At 63.5% G+C, this 15,780-nt stretch carries 12 protein-coding genes and 4 tRNA genes; 4 read left to right on the top strand and 12 right to left on the bottom strand.

Annotated features, from left to right (window positions below; all coding sequences use genetic code 11):
• Positions 1-213: 213 nt before the first annotated feature.
• The 5 genes from ACB033_RS11135 to plsY form a co-directional block, all read right to left on the bottom strand.
• Positions 214-289, bottom strand: a tRNA-Asn gene (locus ACB033_RS11135).
• Positions 290-297: 8 nt separating this feature from the next.
• Positions 298-373, bottom strand: a tRNA-Phe gene (locus ACB033_RS11130).
• A 3-nt stretch (positions 374-376) separates the two neighbouring features.
• Positions 377-452, bottom strand: a tRNA-Thr gene (locus ACB033_RS11125).
• A gap of 52 nt (positions 453-504) precedes the next feature.
• Positions 505-580, bottom strand: a tRNA-Phe gene (locus tag ACB033_RS11120).
• Positions 581-627: 47 nt separating this feature from the next.
• Positions 628-1,290: a glycerol-3-phosphate 1-O-acyltransferase PlsY gene (plsY, locus tag ACB033_RS11115; protein WP_026139285.1), complete on the bottom strand. Its 663-nt coding sequence runs from the start codon at positions 1,288-1,290 to the stop codon at positions 628-630.
• Positions 1,291-1,466: 176 nt separating this feature from the next.
• Between plsY and folB the strand changes: the two genes are divergently transcribed.
• The 3 genes from folB to ACB033_RS11100 all read left to right on the top strand — a co-directional run bounded on the left by folB (position 1,467) and on the right by ACB033_RS11100 (position 3,004).
• A complete protein-coding gene (gene folB, locus ACB033_RS11110) occupies positions 1,467-1,838 on the top strand; it encodes a dihydroneopterin aldolase (protein ID WP_005305573.1) in 372 nt (123 codons plus the stop codon).
• A gap of 52 nt (positions 1,839-1,890) precedes the next feature.
• Entirely contained in the window at positions 1,891-2,400 is a 510-nt protein-coding gene (gene folK, locus ACB033_RS11105) for a 2-amino-4-hydroxy-6-hydroxymethyldihydropteridine diphosphokinase (protein WP_268037588.1), read from the top strand.
• Positions 2,401-2,521: 121 nt separating this feature from the next.
• Entirely contained in the window at positions 2,522-3,004 is a 483-nt protein-coding gene (locus tag ACB033_RS11100; protein WP_017788220.1) for a YbaK/EbsC family protein, read from the top strand.
• A 9-nt stretch (positions 3,005-3,013) separates the two neighbouring features.
• Here ACB033_RS11100 and mdtD read toward each other — a convergent pair whose 3' ends face one another.
• From mdtD to ACB033_RS11080, 4 genes are all read right to left on the bottom strand, one after another.
• Positions 3,014-4,402: a multidrug transporter subunit MdtD gene (mdtD, locus tag ACB033_RS11095; protein WP_371140520.1), complete on the bottom strand. Its 1,389-nt coding sequence runs from the start codon at positions 4,400-4,402 to the stop codon at positions 3,014-3,016.
• A gap of 61 nt (positions 4,403-4,463) precedes the next feature.
• Entirely contained in the window at positions 4,464-5,591 is a 1,128-nt protein-coding gene (locus ACB033_RS11090; RefSeq protein ID WP_167385237.1) for a GTP-binding protein, read from the bottom strand.
• Positions 5,592-5,662: 71 nt separating this feature from the next.
• The gene (locus tag ACB033_RS11085) at positions 5,663-7,057 is read right to left on the bottom strand and encodes a D-arabinono-1,4-lactone oxidase (RefSeq protein ID WP_371140519.1); all 1,395 of its coding nucleotides are present in this window, start codon (positions 7,055-7,057) and stop codon (positions 5,663-5,665) included.
• 123 nt (positions 7,058-7,180) lie between these two features.
• Positions 7,181-7,798, bottom strand: a complete 618-nt coding sequence (locus ACB033_RS11080; protein WP_005305594.1) for a LysE family translocator — start codon at positions 7,796-7,798, stop codon at positions 7,181-7,183.
• A gap of 76 nt (positions 7,799-7,874) precedes the next feature.
• On the opposite strand from ACB033_RS11080, the gene ACB033_RS11075 reads away from it, so the two are divergent.
• Entirely contained in the window at positions 7,875-8,783 is a 909-nt protein-coding gene (locus ACB033_RS11075) for a LysR family transcriptional regulator (RefSeq protein ID WP_371140518.1), read from the top strand.
• Positions 8,784-8,787: 4 nt separating this feature from the next.
• Here ACB033_RS11075 and ACB033_RS11070 read toward each other — a convergent pair whose 3' ends face one another.
• The 3 genes from ACB033_RS11070 to ACB033_RS11060 all read right to left on the bottom strand — a co-directional run bounded on the left by ACB033_RS11070 (position 8,788) and on the right by ACB033_RS11060 (position 15,611).
• Positions 8,788-10,362, bottom strand: a complete 1,575-nt coding sequence (locus ACB033_RS11070) for an EAL domain-containing protein (protein WP_371140517.1) — start codon at positions 10,360-10,362, stop codon at positions 8,788-8,790.
• A 164-nt stretch (positions 10,363-10,526) separates the two neighbouring features.
• Positions 10,527-13,124: a bifunctional aconitate hydratase 2/2-methylisocitrate dehydratase gene (gene acnB, locus ACB033_RS11065; RefSeq protein WP_005305603.1), complete on the bottom strand. Its 2,598-nt coding sequence runs from the start codon at positions 13,122-13,124 to the stop codon at positions 10,527-10,529.
• 228 nt (positions 13,125-13,352) lie between these two features.
• Positions 13,353-15,611, bottom strand: a complete 2,259-nt coding sequence (locus ACB033_RS11060; RefSeq protein ID WP_010635968.1) for a patatin-like phospholipase family protein — start codon at positions 15,609-15,611, stop codon at positions 13,353-13,355.
• Positions 15,612-15,780: the final 169 nt, after the last annotated feature.

Raw genomic sequence — 15,780 nt, 5'->3', positions numbered from 1 at the left:
CACCGATGCGACAGAGGCCGCCAGGGCAAGATGGGCAGAATAGGGACTCATCACGCCATCATACTAGGCGGGCGGGGGAAGTCACTGGCGGGAGCGGTACGGCAGGGGCACTGCGACAACTTGCCGCCGAGCTGGCGAGATCTTGCTCAATGGGCACCGGATGCCGGAAAACGGGCAAAGAAAAAGCCCAGCATTGCTGCTGGGCTTTTGAATTGGCTCCTCCTGCTGGGCTCGAACCAGCGACCTGCGGATTAACAGTCCGTCGCTCTACCGACTGAGCTAAGGAGGAATTATAAGTGGTGCCCAGAGACGGAATCGAACCGCCGACACGGGGATTTTCAATCCCCTGCTCTACCGACTGAGCTATCTGGGCAAATGGTGCCGGCTACCGGAATCGAACTGGTGACCTACTGATTACAAGTCAGTTGCTCTACCTACTGAGCTAAGCCGGCACACTTTAAACCATTGTGCATGAACAAGTTTTTCTTTCACGACACCAAAATTTGGTGCCCAGAGACGGAATCGAACCGCCGACACGGGGATTTTCAATCCCCTGCTCTACCGACTGAGCTATCTGGGCGTGGGCGCTATTAAACGGATTTTAAGGCAGGTGGTCAACGGGAAATTTCACTTTTTGTCTCGTTCGTCTCTTTTTTGCTCAGGATCATCCATTTCCAGCACTTCTTCCTGCTCACTGCGGTTCTGGCGGCCCCAGACTCTGGGCTCCTCCCCTTTCAGCAGGCGGGCGATGTTCTCGTGATGGCGGATCAGAATGAGGCAGGAGAGCAGCGAAACCGGCAGCGTGTATTCCGGCTTGAGCAGGTAGGTAAAGAGCGGGGTCAGCAACACGGTAATGATGGAGGCCAGCGACGAATAGCCGCTCACCAGCAGCACCAGCAGCCAGGTGCCGATCACCGCGCCCCCCATGGTGAAGCCGATGGGCATCATGGTGCCGAGCGCCGTGGCTACCCCCTTGCCGCCACGAAAGTGGAAGAAGATGGGGTACATGTGGCCGAGACAGGCTGCCACCCCGATAAAGCCGAGGTAGACGGGTTTGATTTGCAGATACCAGGCGAGATAGACGGGAGCAGTGCCCTTGAGCACATCGAGCAGCAACACCACCACGGCCGCCAGCCGACCGCCGAGGCGCAGCACATTGGTGGCCCCCGGGTTGTGGGAGCCGTGATCACGGGGATCCGGCAGACCCGTGATGCGGGAAACCAGCACAGCACTGGACAGCGAGCCGCCCAGGTAGGCCAGAATAATCATCAAAATCGTCAGGGCCGTCATCTTGGTCGTTTTTACCACGATATGAATGGGGTATGATGCGGGCCACATTCTCTGGCGCCTGCGTGGGGTTGCCCACCGCGTGTCGCCCAAACCGGCCGCCGGCACTCATCCGCTGGCCAGGCCTGCATCCCTGCGCTGTCATCACAGCCCATCAAGAGTAAAGAAGAAGTACTGTCATGGACAAGGTGTTTATTCGCGGACTCGAGGTTTTGACCACTATCGGTGTATACGAGTGGGAGAAAGGCATTCGCCAGAAGCTCTGTTTCGACCTCGAGATGGGGTTCGACAACCGCCCCGCCGCCGCAACCGACGATATCAATCTGGCACTGGATTACGCCACCCTCTCTCGCAAGATCTGTGATCACGTCGCCAGCAAGGTGGTGGAGCTGGTCGAAACCATGGCTGAACAGGTCGCCATGCTGGTGCTGGCCGACGAACGGGTGCACTGGGTCAAGGTCACCCTGACCAAGCCGGGTGCCGTCCCCAATGCCGCCGGTGTCGGTGTCGAGATCCTGCGTCACCGCACCCCGGCCGCGAGCGCCAACTGATGACCCGCATCTATATCAGCCAGGGTTCCAGCCAGATGACAGGGAGCACCGCATGACTCGTGTCTATATCAGCCTGGGATCCAACATCGAGCGGGAACGCCATATCCGCGCCGGCCTCGATGCGCTGCAGGCCGAGTTTGGCGAGCTGCAGGTCTCCCGGGTGTTCGAGAGCGAGGCGGTAGGCTTCAACGGCCGCCCCTTCTACAACCTGGTGGTGGGGGCCGACACCGAGCTGCCGCTGGCGACCCTGTGTCAGCGGCTGCGCGCCATGGAGTTCGCCCACGGCCGCGAGCCGGACGCCAAGAAGTTCGCCCCGCGCACTCTGGATCTCGATCTGCTGCTCTACGGCGAGCTGATCTGCGAGACGCCGCTGGTGCTGCCACGCGGCGAGATCCTCACCAACGCCTTCGTGCTCTGGCCACTGGCAGAGCTGGCGCCCAAGTTCTGCCACCCCGTCGATGGCCGCACCATCGGCGAGCTGTGGGCGTGCTACGACAAGGCCTCCCAACGGCTCTGCCCCATCCCCTTTCACTGGGAAGCGGACGCATTGCAGCACCACTGAACGACAAGGGCACCCACGGGTGCCCTTGTTGCTGATGGACGGAGCTGATAACGGATAAGAAACCGTGATTGGGCCTGTGCCACGGCAAGTGGCAGGATGGCCGCCATCACAGGAGGACCCCATGCCACTCGATACCATTCACGACTTCAACTGCCGGCTGCTGGCCGAACTGCCCCATCAGCGTTTCGAGCACGAGCCCATTCTCGACTACGCCACCGATGAAAAGGTGAGAGCCCGCCTCGGCTGGCAGGCCGAGTTCAGCAAGACCCTGTTTCTCAAGTTCAAGGATGGCCGCTTTGCGCTGCTGCTGACCCACAGGGACGGCCGGCTCGACAACAAGGCGGTCAAGGCGGCGCTCGGCGCCAAGCCCTCCATCTGCACCGCCGACGAGATGCAGGCCGAGATTGGCTGCCTGCCGGGCGCAGTCTGCCCCTTCCTGCCCCGCGCCGACATCCCGTTGCTGGTGGATCCTGTGCTCATGACCCACCACGCCTTTACCTGGACGCCGGGCCACCCCGAGCAGACCTTCCTGCTGGAAACCGCCCACCTGGCCGGACTGCTGGCCCAGCTGCCCTGCCAGGTAAGCTACCTGCCGGCCCCCTGAGCCCGCGGCTCAGCGCTTGTCCCGCGCCAGCTGGGCGAAGATCAGCGCCGCCAGCATCGACATCAGGCCGATGCAGAGGTAGGTGATGTGAAAGCCTCCCAGCCACTGGCCATCCGCCGCCGCCGAGCCGGCAGAGAAGAGCCCCAGCAGGCTGGCGGCGATGGCCACCCCCAGGCTCATGGAGAGCTGCATCACCACCGACAGCAGGCCGTTGCCGCTGCTGGCGAACTCCGGGCTGAGATCCTGCAGGGTCAGGGTGTTCATGGCGGAGAACTGCAGCGAGTTGATGGCGCCGAACACCATCAGCCAGCCCAGCAGCACCCCGTAGGGGAGCTGGTTGTCGATGAGGGAGAAGCTGGCGATCATCACCCCGAGCGCCAGGGTGTTGCCGATCAGGATGCGGCGATAACCGATGCGCGGAATGAGCTTGTTCACCAGCGTCTTGGTCAGCATGGCCCCCAGCACGGTGGGGATCATGGTCATCCCCGCCTTGCTCGGCGAGAAGCCGAGCCCCAGTTGCAGAAACAGTGGGGTGAGAAACGGCATGGCGCCGCTGCCGAGGCGGGCGAACAGGTTGCCCCAGATGCCGATGGCAAAGGTGCTGGTCTTGAACAGCCCCAGCCCGAACAGCGGCTCCTCGGCATTGGCGGCGTAGAGCCAGTAACTCGCCATGGCGGCCAGCCCGAACAGCAGGGCAAACAGCGCCCAGCCGGTGGAGATGCTGTGCTCCCCCAGCCCCTGCAGGCCCACCGACACCAGCACCATGCCGGCGCTGAACATCACGAATCCCTGCCAGTCGAACTTGGCCGTACTCTGGCGCAAGTCCGGCATGAAGTACCAGCTGGCGATAAAGCCGAGCAACCCCACCGGCAGGTTGATGAGAAACACCCAGTGCCAGCTCGCCACTTCCACCAGCCAGCCACCCAGTGCCGGGCCGATGAGCGGCCCCACCAGGCCGGGGATGGTGACGAACGACATCACCCGCAGCAGCTCGTGCTTGCTGTAGACCCGTAGTACCGCCAGCCTGCCGACCGGCATCAGCAGGGCACCACCGATCCCCTGCAGTACCCGGGCGGCCACCAGCACCGGCAGGGAGTTGGCGGCCGCGCAGGCCAGAGAGCCCAGGGTAAACAGCAGGATGGCGGCCAGATAGATGCGGCGGGTGCCGAATCTGTCCGCCAGCCAGCCGGAGGCGGGAATGAGCAGCGCCACCGTCAGCATGTAGGCGATGATCACCGACTGCATCTGCAGCGGGCTCTCACCCAGGGTCTCGGCCATGCTGGGCAGGGCGGTGTTGAGGATGGTGCCATCCAGCGTCTGCATGAAGAAACCGACCGCCGTGAGCGGCGGCAGCCATTTGCGCTGGGCAGGGGTCACCATGTGTGTGCTATCGGGCATCTGCAGCCACCTCCTCTTCAGACAAAAAAAGACCCGCACAAGCGCGGGTCATCTCATTACATCAGGCATCAGGCTGGCCGAGCATGGCTCTGAGCTGCTCTTCCAGGCTGGGCTCGGGGGCCTTGAGGGTATCAAGGAACAACCGCTCTATACCCGCCTTGTCCTGACTCTTCACGATGAACACCAGCCGGGACTGGGCCTTGCCCTCCGGCCACTCTCCCAGCGCCTGCAGCGGATAGAGCTGGCCATGGACGCCGTGGATCACCACCGGCTGGCTCTCCCCCTCCAGCTGCAATATGCCCTTGAGCCGCAGCAGCGCATCGCCGTATTGCGCCTGCACCGCGTCGATGGCAGCCAGCAGGCGGGAGGGCTTGAGCGGCTCGCCGATGCGCAGGGAGAAACTTTCGATATTGCCGTGCTCGAAGTGGGTCGGCGCGGCCGTGCCCACCTTGGCGGCGAACGGCTTCATCTTCGGCTGCATCGGCGAGGCCAGCCCCTGCCTGGGGGATTCGGTGCGCAGCCAGGCCAGCAGCTGGCGCACGTCGCGCCCGGCCGCCTCGTTGTAGGCCCCCAGCTTCTCCAGCACGGCGGGCGAGAGCACCCCATTGCTGACCCGCTCGATGGGGGCCGCCGGGTTGAGGGTCGCCAGCTGGGCCTCCACCCGTGCCAGCGTCTCCTCATCCACCAGATCGCCCTTGCTCACCACCAGCAGATCCGCCAGCGCCACCTGTTTCACCGCTTCATACTGAGCCGCCAGCTGCTGCTCGATATGGCCGGCATCTACCACGGTGACGGTACCGTCGAAGCGATAGCGCTGGGCGATAAAGCCCTCCTCCCTCAACGTGAACAGCACGGGGGCCGGATCGGCGAGGCCTGTGGTCTCGATAATGAGTCGTTTAAAAGGCTTAATTTTCCGCTGGATAGCCTTCATAAACAGCCCCTGCAGCGCCTCCACCAGGGAACCCTGCACCGAGCAGCAGATGCAGCCGGAATCGAGCAGCACCACCTGCTCGTCCACCTGCTGCACCAGGTGGTGATCCAGCCCCACCGAGCCGAACTCGTTGATCAGTACAGCGCACTCGCCAAGCTCAGGCTGCTTGACCCAGTGGTTGAGCAATGTGGTCTTACCGCTGCCGAGAAAGCCGGTCAGCAGGGTCACTGGGATACGAGTATCTTGCATGTCCGTCATAGGGATGACTCCCCTCTCGTCAGCAGGGTCACGGGGATGCGGGTATCTTGCATATCGGTCATGTCAGATCCTTACCGGTTGGCAAACAGGTCGGCGAGCCAGCGGTTTTCGAAGCGGCCGTGGGGGTCGAGCTCGCCCTTGAGGGCCAGGAAGTCGTGCCAGCGCGGCAGCAGGGCCGGGAAGTCGTAGAGATCCATCGCCAGGTGCTTGCCAAAGTGCGGGATGCCGCCGAGCGGCACCAGCAGTTGCTGCAGCTCGCGCATCTGCTCCATGGAGCCGTTGACGAAGGTGCCGTCCGCCGCCAGATAGACCAGGAACCCGATCCAGCAGACCGACTGGTCGTAGGCGGCGCTGAGCCAGGCCTCGGAGGGGCCGGTGCAGCGCAGGATAAAGGGGTAGTGCAGCACGCCGGGGTTGGCCTGCTGCCACGCCTGCAGGGTCTCCAGCGCCTCGTTCATTCGATGCAGCGGCACAGCCACTTCGCAGTTGATCTGGGGCGCCGGGATCCCCTTGCAGAGGATCTGGTAGACGTTGCCCACCAGATCGGAGGCATCCTTGAAGCGGCGCACCGTCTCGAAGTGCTCGCCGGCCAGCGCCTCATCCTTGGTGTCCTTGGCCATCTTCTGCAGGGTGGCATCTATGGTGGCATTCATGCGGGCGTCGATGTCGCCCTCCAGCAGCAGCGGCTCGCTGCCACCGGCGCGGTAGCGGGCCACCTCCTCCTCGGAGGCGGGGTCCACCAGCCAGATGTGGCTCTCGCCGGTCCAGGCGAACCACCAGCTTTTCACGAAGGCGTGCTCGCGGTTGAGCCGCTCGTTGTGTTCCAGCAGGAAGGGGTAGTCGGTGGTGAACTTGGTGCAACGCATGATGCGGTTGGGCACAGTCTGCAGGGTGACGTCGAGCAGGATGCCGAGCATGCCCATCCCCATCACGAAGGCACCGAAGCGGGGGTCGGTACGATCCACCCGGATGATGTCGCCACTGGCCAACATCACGGTCAGGGCCGCCACCGCATCACAGAGGGCGGACTGGTGCAGCCCCTGGCCGTGGGTGCCAGTGCTGAGCGCACCGCCCAGGGTCTGGATGCCAATGACGCCGGGGGAGGCCGGCAGCATCCGTTCCATGGCGATGAGATCGGCGTAGACGGTGTCGAGCGGGGTGCCCGCCTGATAGGTGACGGTGTCGGCGGTCTGCGCCAACTGGCCACGCAGGTGGTGCAAGTCCACCAGCAGCGCCTGGCTGCCCTCGGCATAGACGCTGTGGATGGGTTCGAAGGAGAGGCCGGAGCCGATGAGGCGCAGCTTGCGCTCGGGGTTTTCCCGCAGCAGTTGCTGCAGTTCGTCGCGATTCTTCGGACGCCACACCTGCTCCAGCGCGCCGAGGGGATTGGTCCTGGACCAGTTGAACAGCACCTCTCGCTGACCTATCGCCTTGATGCTGTGAAATGCCTGGAACCTGACCGTCATACCGCCCCTCATCTTTATTGACGTCAAAATGAGCGCCAATTCTACCGAAAAGCGGACCACAAGGCATGAAAAACAAGCCCCTACAGTCGGGGGTGGATAAGGGAGAGCGCCTCTCCCCTCGCCTCAGCGCGTCTGCTGGGTCAGTGCCAGCAGCATGCCGAATCCCACCAGCAGAGCACCAAACACCCGATCGATCCAGTGGCGCACCGCCAGCAGCCGACCCCGTACCGAGTCGGTGGAGAAGAAGATCGCCACCGCGCTGAACCAGACGGCGTGGGCCAGCACGATGAAGGCGCCGTAACCGAGCTGGACCGCCAGCGGCGTCTGCGGCTGCACCACCTGCATGAACAGGCTGACGATGAAGATGGTGGTCTTGGGGTTGAGCACATTGGTCAGAAAACCGGTGCGCAGCGCCCCCAGGCTGGAGAGGGCGGGCTGCTCGGCCAGCACCTCGGCGGTCGCCGGCTTGGCCCGCAGCATCTTGATGCCGAGGAAGATGAGGTAGGCGGCCCCCGCCAGCTTGATGAGGTTGAACAGCCAGAGCGACTGCTGGATCAGCAGCCCCACCCCGAGCAGGGTGTAGGTGACGTGCACGCAGACCCCGGCGCCGATGCCGAGCGCCGTCAGCACACCGCTGCGGCGCGAGAGCAGCAGGCTGTTGCGCGACACCATGGCGAAGTCGGGCCCGGGGCTGATGACGGCAAAGAAGGTAATGGCCACTACGGCTAACAGTTCGGTCATGAAAACAGTCCTGATCAGATGGAATATCAGCTATTTTATTTGGCCATAGCACCAATAACGAACGATAACTTCTGACATGAACGGTGAGAATAATTCACAGAAAAGCCTGTCGCTGCCGGCCCTGACTGCGCTGCGCTGTTTCGAGGTGGCGGCCCGCACCGAACACTTCAGCCGCGCCGCCGACGAGCTGCACCTCACCCACGGCGCCGTCAGCCGGGCGGTGCGGCTGCTGGAGGAGGATCTGGGAGTCATGCTGTTCGAGCGGCGCCAGCGCCGGGTCTTTCTGACCGAGGCGGGCGAACGGCTCTATCAGGCGGTCAGGGAGGGACTGGGCGGCATCCGCCAGACGGCGCAGGCACTGCGCCAGCAGGGGCGACCATCCTCGCTGGTCATCTCCTGTGAGCCGACCCTGCTGATGCGCTGGCTGATCCCGCGCTGGCCCGCCTTCCAGACCCAGCACCCCGAGCTGGACGTGCATCTGATGGCCGGTGGCGGCGCCCTCAACTTCGGTAGCGGCATCGATCTCGCCATCCGGCGCAACGACTTCCAGTGGCCCGCCGAGCTCTACAGCCAGCCGCTGTTCGAAGAGCTGACCGGGCCGGTCTGCCAGCCGGGTAAGGTGGCGCACTTCTTCGAAACGGGGGCCAACGGCCCGGCCCTGCGCCCTGGCGCCCCCCGCCTGCACACCAAGACCCGGCCGGGGGCTTGGCAGGAGTGGCTGCAGCACGCCGGCCAGTCCGCCGGCGAGGAGGCACCGGGGCAGACCTTCGAGCACTTCTACTTCAGCCTGCAGGCGGCGGTTGCCGGGCTGGGAGTCGCCATCGGCCCCTACCGGCAGGTGTGCGACGACATAGAAGCCGGCCTGCTGGTGGCGCCGCTCGGCTTCATTGCGGATGGCACCGGCTATCACCTGCTCGCCCCCGCGCCTCCCGCCCCTGGCAGTGCCCACGCCAGGCTCGCGGAGTGGCTGCACGCCCTCACCTGACGACTCAGGCCGAGAGCGCCTGCCGCGCGGGATCGACGCAGGAGTGGCGCAGCACCTCCTGAAATTCGCGCAGCGGCAGCGGGCGGCCAAACAGATAGCCCTGCAGGTAGTCGACCCCCTTGCCCCTCAGGTAGTCGGCCTGCCGGCGCGTCTCCACCCCCTCGGCCACCAGAGCGAGACCGAGCCGGGTTCCCAGATCGATCACGTTGTCGACTATGTGCTCGGAGAGGGATTCGGTGCCGATCCTGCCGATAAATGACTTGTCTATCTTGAGATAGTCCACATGGAACTGCTGCAGATAGTGCAGGCTGGAGTGGCCGGTACCAAAGTCGTCGATGGCCAGCCTGACCCCCATCTCGTCGAGCCGGCGAAACAGCGCCAGCGTCTTGGGATCCGCCACCAGCAACTCCCGCTCGGTCAGCTCCAGCACCAGCACCACCTGGCCAGGCGCGAAGTGATCGAGGAAACGCCGGCACCCGGCAAGCAGCGTCATGTCGCGGCAGTGGACGGCACTGATGTTGAAGCTGATGTGAAAGCCGTGGGGCACCAGCTCTCGCGCCATGCTCAGCTCGCGGGCCACCTCCTCCATCAGCAGGGTGGTCATCGGCACGATCAGGCCGCTCGCCTCCGCCTGGGGAATGAAGAGATCGGGGCGGATCAGCCCGGCCGTCGGGTGCTGCCAGCGCATCAACACCTCGCCTCCCATCACCCGACCACTCCCCGCCTCCACCAGCGGTTGCAGATAGGGTACGAACTCCCGGTTGCGCAGGGCACGGGCCAGCTCGATCCCGGGGGAACGGGGTCGCCCCAGCAACCACCAGATGAGCAGGGCAAAACCGAAGCAGATCCCCAGCAACAGCAGGATGGCCCAGGGACGGGTCTGCCAGAGGGAGCGCCAGAGCGAAGGGAGCTCGTGCCCGGCATAAATGGAGAGCGGGTAGCGGGCAGAGCGGATCTCATGGCCGGCCAGCATGGAGGGCGCCTGTGGCTCTTCACTCAGCACGCCCCGCTCATCCAGCCACTGTTTGCCTACGTGCAGCAGCAGGGTGCAGGGGTGGCCACTCAGCACCAGCATGAAGCGCAGGTAGTCGCCGTCTATGGTGCTGAAGATGGCGCCCTTGCCCTCGCTGTCACGCAGCGCCAGCAGGGGGTGATCGGCCCGCACCTGATTGCCGGCCATCAACCGCAGCCGGCCACCGCTGTAGTGCTCGAGCCGATCCGGCCACTGGATAGCACCGAACAGCGAGTTGCAGTAGATCCCCTGCTCCCCCACCAGGTTGACGGTGCGCACGAAGGGCACCAGCGCCACCTGCTGGCGCAGGGTGAACAGGGCCTGCTCGCACGGTTTGTCAACGAAGGGACGCAAGGCCTGGTTGGCCCTCTCTGCGTGGGTCAGCATGGTCTCCATCAGGGTGACCACCTGCCGGGCCGAGCGTTGCGACTGGCGATCCAGCGTCTGCAGATGACCTTGGTAGATGGTCCACAGCCCGAGCGCAAAGGGCAGCATGAACAGCAGCAAGGTGCATCCGAACCTTAGCCAGGTACGGGAGAAATCCAGGTTGAGCGGCGACATCGACATGGCGGGACCATACGGCAAACATGGCAGCCCACCTTAACAGCCGATGCTGAATCAGGCCCTAACATGCGCAAAGATTGACCAGCTGCTGACAGCGAAACAAACAAAAGCCCCGGCACGGGCCGGGGCTTGGAGTCAATACGGACGCGCCCTGTCGGCGCCTCCCCTTATACCGCTTGCTGCAGGATCACCGCATCGGCCTTCTTGGTGTAGGAGGCGATCTCGTTGAAGTTGAGGTAGCGATAGGTGTCGGCGGCAGTGGCATCCAGCGACTTGGCATACTGCAGGTACTCCGCCACGGTCGGGATCTTGCCGAGGATGGCGGCAACCGCAGCCAGTTCGGCAGAAGCCAGATAGACGTTGGCACCCTTGCCCAGACGGTTCGGGAAGTTGCGGGTGGAGGTGGAAACCACGGAGGCCCCTTCCGCTACCCGCGCCTGGTTGCCCATGCAGAGGGAGCAGCCGGGTATTTCGATGCGGGCACCGACCCGGCCGAAGATGCCGTAGTAGCCCTCTTCGGTCAGCTGATCCTTGTCCATCTTGGTGGGCGGGGCGATCCACATGCGGGTCGGCAGCTCGCCCTGGTACTTCTCGAGCAGTTTGCCGGCGGCACGGAAGTGGCCGATGTTGGTCATGCAGGAACCGATGAACACCTCGTCGATCTGGTCGCCAGCCACGCTGCTCAGCAGGCGGGCGTCGTCCGGATCGTTCGGCGCGCACAGGATCGGCTCCTTGATGGTAGCCAGATCGATCTCGATGATCTCGGCATACTCGGCGTCCTTGTCCGCTTCCATCAGCACCGGGTTGGCCAGCCACTCTTCCATCCCCTTGATGCGGCGGGTAATGGTGCGCACGTCGCCGTAGCCTTCGGACAGCATCCATTTCAGCATCACGATGTTGGACTTCAGATACTCGATGATCGGCTCTTTATCCAGCTTGATGGTGCAACCGGCGGCGGAGCGCTCGGCGCTGGCGTCCGCCAGCTCAAAGGCTTGCTCCACCTTCAGGGTCGGCAGACCTTCAATCTCGAGGATGCGGCCGGAGAAGATGTTCTTCTTGCCCGCTTTCTCGACGGTCAGCAGCCCTTTCTGGATGGCGGCATACGGGATGGCATGGACCAGGTCACGCAGGGTGATGCCCGGCTGCAGCTCGCCCTTGAAGCGCACCAGCACGGATTCCGGCATGTCCAGCGGCATCACGCCGGTGGCGGCGGCGAAGGCCACGAGGCCAGAGCCCGCCGGGAAGGAGATGCCAATGGGGAAACGGGTGTGAGAGTCACCACCGGTACCCACGGTATCCGGCAGCAGCATGCGGTTCAGCCAGGAGTGGATGACGCCGTCACCCGGACGCAGGGAGACACCACCGCGGTTCATGATGAAGTCCGGCAGGGTGTGGTGGGTCTGCACGTCGATGGGCTTGGGATAAGCCGCGGTGTGGCAGAAGGACTGCATGGTCAGGTCGGCGGAGAAGCCGAGACAGGCCAGGTCTTTCAGCTCGTCGCGGGTCATCGGGCCCGTGGTGTCCTGGGAGCCGACCGTGGTCATCTTGGGTTCGCAGTAGGTGCCGGGGCGGATGCCCTTCACGCCGCACGCCTTGCCCACCATCTTCTGGGCCAGGGTGAAGCCCTTGCCGGTGTCGGCGACAGGCTGCGGACGACGGAACACGGTGGAGAACGGCAGACCCAGCGCCTCGCGGGCCTTGTCGGTCAGGCCACGGCCGATGATCAGCGGAATCCGGCCACCGGCGCGTACTTCGTCGATCAGCACGTCGGTCTTCAGTTCAAACTGGGCCAGCACCTGGTCGGTGCCATGCTTGCAGATCTTGCCCTGGTACGGGTAGATATCGATCACATCGCCCATTTCCAGCTTGGAAACGTCCACCTCGATGGGCAGGGCGCCGGCATCTTCCATGGTGTTGAAGAAGATGGGGGCAATCTTGCCACCCAGGCAAACGCCGCCGGCGCGCTTGTTCGGCACGAACGGAATGTCGTCGCCCATGAACCAGAGCACGGAGTTGGTGGCGGATTTACGGGAAGAGCCGGTACCGACCACGTCACCCACGTAAGCCAGCGGGAAACCTTTCTCTTTCAGGGCATCGATGGTCTTGATGGGGCCGATGACGCCATCCTTGTCCGGGGTGATGCCGGGACGGGCGTTCTTCAGCATGGCCAGGGCGTGCAGCGGAATGTCCGGGCGGGACCAGGCGTCCGGCGCCGGCGACAGATCGTCGGTGTTGGTTTCGCCGGTCACCTTGAACACGGTGACGGTGATCTTCTCGGCCAATTCGGGGCGGGAGAGGAACCACTCGGCGTCGGCCCAGGATTGCATCACCTGCTTGGCGTGGGCATTGCCGGCCTTGGCCTTCTCTTCCACGTCGTGGAAGGAGTCGAACATCAGCAGGGTGTGGGAGAGGCCCTTGGCGGCAAGAGGAGCCAGGGTCGCGTCGTCCAGCAGGTCGATCAGCGGCTGAATGTTGTAACCACCCTGCATGGTACCGAGCAGCTCGACGGCTTCGGCAGCGGTGAGGATGGGAGAGTGGGCTTCGCCCTTGGCGACGGCGGTGAGGAAACCGGCTTTGACATAGGCCGCTTCATCAACGCCTGGGGGAATACGGGAAGACAACAGCTCTTTCAGAAAGTCTTGTTCACCGGCGGGCGGGTTCTTGAGCAGTTCGACCAGGGCGGCGACCTGCTCTGCGTCCAGAGGTTTGGCAACCACGCCTTCGGCGGCACGTTCTGCGACGTGTTTACGGTATGTTTCAAGCACGACTAATTCCTCTTTGGTCTTTTTTTGGGGTTCGCCCACGCTCGCGGCGATCGTCCTTGCGGGACACCCGTAGGGTGCCCCCCACTATATAAGTTTTAACGACTAATTAAAATCCAAAGCCTGTACAGATATTCATCAAAACAACATAACCATCTAAACTTGCTGATGTTTTACAAGCAGATAAATGGCACGCCAGAAATAAGTTAACAAAAAGGCATCATTTTCCCGTTATTCGAACGTGCTGCCCAATTGCAGATAGAACATGTCGTTGCCCCCCTCCGCCATGCCGTAGCCGAGGAAGATGGGGCCGAGGAAGCTCTCCACCCCGACGTAGACGGAGCCGGCGGTGAAAGAGCTCTCCACGCTGATATCCCTGCCGCTGTTCCACACCCCACCCTGCTCGATGGAGCCCCCCAGATAGAGTGGGGCCCGCAGCGCGCCGAAGTCGTTGTCAGCCACCCGGTAGATGTAACGCAGCCCGCCAAACAGGCTGTAGCGGCCGCTCAGCTGGTAGCGCTGGAAGCCGGACATGCGGAACAGTCCGCCCAGATCCTGCACGAACAGCGGGTACTCCTCCTGGGAGGTGGAGCCCCCTCCCTCCAGCAGCAGGTTGAGGCTGTGTCTGTCCCAGGACCAGGGCTTGATCATCGCCAGGTGGTAGTTGACCCCCTCGTAGCGATCATTGATGTCACTGCTGTCATCCAGCCGGACGGCGGAGTAACCCCCCTTGATGTCCCAGTAGGCGCCCTGATAGGGGAAGTAGCGGCTGTCGAGGGTGTCGTGCTCGAAACGGACATAGGGGCCCCAGGAGGAGGCATCCACCTTGGCATCCGCCACGTTGCGAATGTCGATATCCCCCATTTTTCCCTCCAGCCCGAGCGAGAGACGGCTCCAGGGCTGACGATTCCAGCCCACCGCCAGATCGACGCTGGTGAAGCTGTATTCGGAATCGACATAGCTCACCCCATCGGCCGCTCGCGTCTCCTCGGGCATGAAGATGCGACGCTGGGTCTTGTCATAGGCCAGGCTCGCCTCGCCGAAGAAGGTCTGGGAGGGCTCCAGCGGGGTGTAGAAGTCGGTCTTGAAGTGCTTGGCGGTACCGAGCGATGCCTCGGTCAGCCACTCGCCCCCCCAGTCGTTGACGTTGGTGAGGGTGTAGGACATGCCCACGTTGTAGTTGGAGCTGCTCTCGAAATCATCGGAGAAGCCGAACTGGAAGTTGAGGTAGCCCGGCCCCCAGTTCTTCTCGCTGGCGTCGACCACCAGCACGTTCTCGCCACCCCGCTCCACCACCTCGTAGGTGATGCGATCGAACGACTCCAGTGCATAGAGCCGGCGAATGCCCGCCTCCAGGCTCTCGTTGGTCTGGATCTTGTCGGGACGCACCTTCAGCATGGCGCGCACCGTCTCGTCGGAGAGACGGGACTTGTTGATGATCTCCACCTTGTCGATGTAGTAGGCGGGCTGGCCGCTGCGCTCGGCACGCCGGCTCAGCTTCTGGTTGCGATAGGCGGCATAGGCGGCCGGCGAGAGGGAGAGCTTGTCGAGCCGGGCCGAGGCGCGGTTGGCCACCTCCTCCCCGAGCTTGATCCCCTCCGGCATCAGGGCGAAGTCGGCAATGCCCATGTTGCCGAACTCGGGCGTCAGCAGAATGTCGTCTGGCCCCATCAGCGCCTTCTGTTTCTCGGTGCCAACCTGGGTCATGTAGGTGGTGAGCTGGTCGATCATGGCGAGCCCCGATTTCAGAGACTCGCGGGTGCGCAGCCTGGCGCTGATGTCCACCGCGATCACCACGTCGGCGCCCATCGCCTTGGCCACGTCCACCGGCATGTTGTTGACGGTGCCGCCATCGGCCAGGATGTGCCCCTCCCACTCCACCGGCTTGAGGGCGCCGGGAATGGACATGGAGGCCTGCATCGCCTTGGCCAGGCTGCCGTGGTCCAGCACGAAGGGGGTCACCGTCTCCATGTCGGTGGCCATGGCGCGGTAGGGAATGGGCAGATCGTTGAAGCTCTTCTGTACCGGCAGGTTGGAGGTGGCGTGGCGCAGCAGGCTGGCCATGGACTGGCCCTGGAAGAAGCCATCGGGGAACTGGACCGAGTCGCCGTTGATGCCGATGTCGGTGCGCAGCTGGTACTGCTCGCTCTGCTGCTTCTTGCGCAGGGAGAGTTCATCGCGCCCGACCTTGTCCTGATAGCCCTTGTTCCAGTCGATGGCCAGGGTGGTGCGCTCCACCTCTTCGGCGCTCAGCCCCATGGCGTACATGCCCGCCACGTAGGAACCCATGCTGGTGCCCACTATGATGTCGACCGGGATGCGCTTCTGCTCCAGCACCTTGAGGATGCCGATGTGGGCCGAGCCCTTGGCGCCGCCGCCGCTGAGTACCAGGGCAATTTTGGGCCGTTCGGGCTGGGCCGCCGCCATCAGCGGCAGACAGGCCAGCAAAATCAGGAACAGGGGGTTCCATCCTCGACGAAAGATGCGCATATGATTTTCCATTGAATCCAGGGCGAGCCAGCTAGGCAGTGAAGCCTACTATAAGGTGCGCAAAGCGAACCGCAACAGTTGGCAGGGGTTATCGGTGCGCATTCCGACGCAGGCGGGTACGGCCCGGCCAGGCAGCGATGTGAGCGCAAACGTAATCCATCAATAAAGT

Origin of the sequence: Aeromonas sp. S15(2024) (assembly GCF_041402265.1) — a bacterium.
GTDB lineage: Bacteria > Pseudomonadota > Gammaproteobacteria > Enterobacterales > Aeromonadaceae > Aeromonas > Aeromonas dhakensis.
This window is presented reverse-complemented; position numbering and strand designations above follow the sequence as displayed.